3 protein-coding genes are annotated in these 2,955 nt (G+C 54.2%); all 3 read right to left on the bottom strand.

Going from position 1 to position 2,955, the window contains the following annotated elements; all coding sequences use genetic code 11:
- Window positions 1–1,052, bottom strand: a 1,052-nt coding sequence (locus GXX57_08645) for an extracellular solute-binding protein (GenBank protein HHV44713.1), incomplete at its 3' end; no start/stop codon positions are given.
- Window positions 1,053–1,105: 53 nt separating this feature from the next.
- Window positions 1,106–1,936 (bottom strand): hypothetical protein, encoded by an 831-nt coding sequence (locus tag GXX57_08640; GenBank protein HHV44712.1) that lies wholly within the window; start codon window positions 1,934–1,936, stop codon window positions 1,106–1,108.
- 59 nt (window positions 1,937–1,995) lie between these two features.
- Window positions 1,996–2,757 carry an AraC family transcriptional regulator gene (locus GXX57_08635; GenBank protein ID HHV44711.1) on the bottom strand — a complete coding sequence of 254 codons (762 nt, stop codon included), beginning with the start codon at window positions 2,755–2,757 and terminating at the stop codon, window positions 1,996–1,998.
- Window positions 2,758–2,955: the final 198 nt, after the last annotated feature.

Below are 2,955 nucleotides of genomic sequence, written 5' to 3'. Positions count from 1 at the left end.
TGCCGAATACCGGTGGGGGTGACGGGCAAATACCCGGCCGGGATCAACCACTTTTCCACAAAGCGCTCATCGTCCAGCAGCCACTTGACGAAGGTCCAGGCGGCTTCCATCTCCTCCGGTGTCGTCTTACTGATCCCAATGGCCTTGGCCGTGGACTTGGTGGCCGGCATCACCCTTTCGGGCAACGGCGAGCTTCCCACAGTACCCAGGTCCTGATAACGGGGGACCTCCAGGCTGAAGTTAGACATCATCACCACTTCGCGACTGCCGAAGTTGCCCCCCACCTTGCCCGCCAAAGACCCATGGGCCAGATCCGCCAAGAACTCCAGGGCTTCGATGGCTTCCACACTATCCATCAGGGAACGGGTGAAATCGTCGTTGTAGAACCGGCCCCCATTCTGCCACAGGAAGGGCATATAGGTGGTGTAGGCCTGGGTGGTAATCCTAAAGCCATATTGATCCGGTATACCATCATTGTTCAGGTCCCGGGTCACCTTCTTGCACACTTCCGCAAAGGCATCCCAGTCCCACCGGCCCTGTTCCCGGTAGGTATCAGGGTACAGCAGGGCATATTCATCAAAGACATCTTTGTAATAATAGAGGGCGATGTTAGAGTTCTCAAAGGGAAGGCCCACCAGTGGACCATCGGGCATGGTAAGCTCCGCAATGAGGGCGGGAATGAAATAGTCCTTGCCCATGTCCAAATCAGCCGCGAGGAACTGATCGATGGGCACCATGGCCCCTTGGTAGATATAACCGGCCAGGCTATTGCCCCCACCCCACACCACATGGGGTGGCTGTCCACTCACAAACATCATCCGCAGTTTGTCGTCGTAAACGTTGGAGGGACCCAAGGGTAGGTTCACCACTTGAATATCGGTGTGTTCCCGATTAAACTCCTCGATCAGGGCTTCGATTAGCTCTTGCTTATCGGTGGTGAAGGGGTTGCCAAAACCAATGACGATGGGTTCTGCTGCGACCTGCAAACAGAGTAATGGGCACAAGATCCAAAGGACACCGGGCCCTGCAAGCGTCCGCCTATTTCCTTTCACATGGGCTGCCCCCTTCGCTTTGAGGAAAGCTTTGTTGAACACCCAAGACTACTCTACCGTTTCCACTCGATGGTCTTAATTGGCTGGCCGGGGGCGATGACTTCAATGGTCACCGTATTGGCCCCCGCCAAATCGTAAGTGGCGACATAGCTCTGTCCTTCCTTGGTGACGGTTAAGTACTTAGGCTCCCCAATCCCCAAAAGGGCATAAAGATCCATCACCCGAACCTTAGGCGGGTAAGCAAAGTCCTCCGGGTCCGCTACCTGGATAGTCAATTGTCCACTAGCTTCGGCAATGTCCACATCAAAGGTAGGCTCTGCGGGTTCTAAGTACAAAGCATCGAATAAAACGGTTCCTGTAGTCCCCACATTCCAGATCCCCGTCAGGTAGAAACGGAATTCCACCACCTCTTCGAGGGGCACCGCCACTGCCGCCACCTTTTCCATGGGGACGGTGATCTTTTGCCACCCTTGCAGGGAAGCGTACTCCGCAAAGGGGATTTTCACCGCGGCATTCCCCCCTTTGCCCGTTCCCCGCACCCAAGGGGAGATATTGTTCGCCTTGGAACCGGGTAGGATCTTGATCCAAAAAGATAGATACTCGGCTTCGCTCCAGTCCTGGGCCGGGAACCGGCTTCCCACATAAACCCTAGGTTGCATCCCCGGCTCATATTCCTCGGTCACTCGGTAGGAAATCTGTAGACAACTATCCCCAAAATACCCATCTTCCGCAATGGTGAGTTCATACTCCAACGGTGTCTTGTCATTACCAGCAAACCACTTTCCCAGATCCGTCAGATCCGCCACCGGCACCCCGGCCTCTGCTAAGGGGACTAATCCCAAGCAGAACACTAGCAACAGCACAAGCAACCATTGTCTCCTCATGGACACCTACCTCCTTGGAAGGATTCTTCTGTAGTAAAACGGGGAGAGGATATCCCAGGTTATTTTCCCCTTCCGTGGGCAACAGTCCCCCGATGGTATTCCGTGGGTGAACAACCAACGATCTGCCGAAACCGCCGACCGAAATAGTTCTGATCCGGATAACCCACATTGATGGCAATACTCGCGATGGGAAGATTAGTTTCTCGCAATAGGGTCTTGGCCCGCTCCATCCGGGTCCGGGCGATCTGTTCCGAAACACTGCACCCCAGTTCCCGCTTAAACAGCCGGGTAAGGTAACTGGGGTGCAGATGGACGTAGGCGGCCACCTGTTCCACCGTTATGGGTTCCATGTAGTGTTCCTCGATAAAACGTACTGCTTTGTGGATGGGATCGTCGGGACGGGGAGTGAAGTAGGCCTTGAGGGCGTTGCGGCCATGCAGTTCCACCAATTGTTTGAAGGAAATATCCAGTAAGGTACCCGCGGCGAGGAAATTGGACCGCTTCACCACGGGCAGTTGTTCGTAGAGTTTCCGGAAAACCTGCTCTTCCGCTCCGAAGTTCTGCAGCCGGGCAAACACATCCCGAAAGGTGGTCTCCCCCACCAGACGACACTGCCCGCAGAACACCGTGGCAATCAGGTCTCCGTGATACAAAACAGGAATCACCAATTCTGTCAACCCAAAGGGACAACGGTGCAAAAAGGGACCTTTGTACACCTTAGCCAGTTCCACCGCTTCTTTCATGTCACTGTTGACACATTGTTCATGGGCCGCGGGAATGCTGCGCACTGCATGGCAGAAGGCGCAATCGTGTCGGCGCATATGGGTGTCAATCGCCCATTGATGGGGATAGAAAAAGCCTTGAAGATCATAGGTACATACCCCCACAGCGGCTACCTAAGGGCCCCGCAATGAGTTTGGAGAAACCCTTTGCACTATGATAGTATTGAGTCAGGGAGGGTTTCCAAATGAAGTCACGCCAGTATTCTGATGAGTTCAAGGAGAAGATCATTCAAGAGT

This window comes from Bacillota bacterium, from assembly GCA_012839765.1.
Lineage (GTDB): Bacteria > Bacillota > Limnochordia > DUMW01 > DUMW01 > DUMW01.
Note: the sequence above shows the minus strand (reverse complement) of the source record. Positions and strands in the feature narration are given on the sequence as shown.